The organism is Curvivirga aplysinae, assembly GCF_009711445.1.
GTDB lineage: Bacteria > Pseudomonadota > Alphaproteobacteria > UBA8366 > Aestuariispiraceae > Curvivirga > Curvivirga aplysinae.
In genome coordinates, this window is the sequence record NZ_SMMC01000006.1 from 1 (window position 1) to 454 (window position 454).

1 protein-coding gene is annotated in these 454 nt (G+C 33.7%); it reads right to left on the reverse strand.

The window, feature by feature from the left end; all coding sequences use genetic code 11:
* A partial coding sequence (locus E1160_RS00020; protein ID WP_155152946.1) for a hypothetical protein occupies positions 1 to 391 on the reverse strand: 391 nt, incomplete at its 3' end.
* Positions 392 to 454 lie beyond the last annotated feature (63 nt).

Sequence of the window (454 nt, forward strand, 5' to 3'; positions counted from 1 at the left end):
AATCATTAATAGTGTTATAAATTACTATATTTTTGCAACTCGTAACTAGGCATTTAACACGAAATGAAAATGCCTTGCCCATATCTGTAGTACCTTCATCTGCAAATATGACTTTATCACCTTCAACACCCCACTTACCGACAAAAGAACCAAGTGCTTCATTCGATGAATCATGACCAAATAACGGTGGAAACGACCCCATAGCAACCTTCATATTTCCATCAAGGTCCATCTTTCGGTAAATAACGGAAAGATTATTGAGATTTGACTTTATTTGCGAAGATCCAAAACTAACTAACATCTTATCTTGTATAAAATCTTTTAGTTCCTGATCAGCCAAAAAAGGCTTTTCTTGAATAATTTTCTTACCGTCAATAAATTCGGAAGCCAATAAAGATTTGCTTCCACTCAACAGCATAAAACTTAAAGATAAGATGCAGATAGAAAGATAATT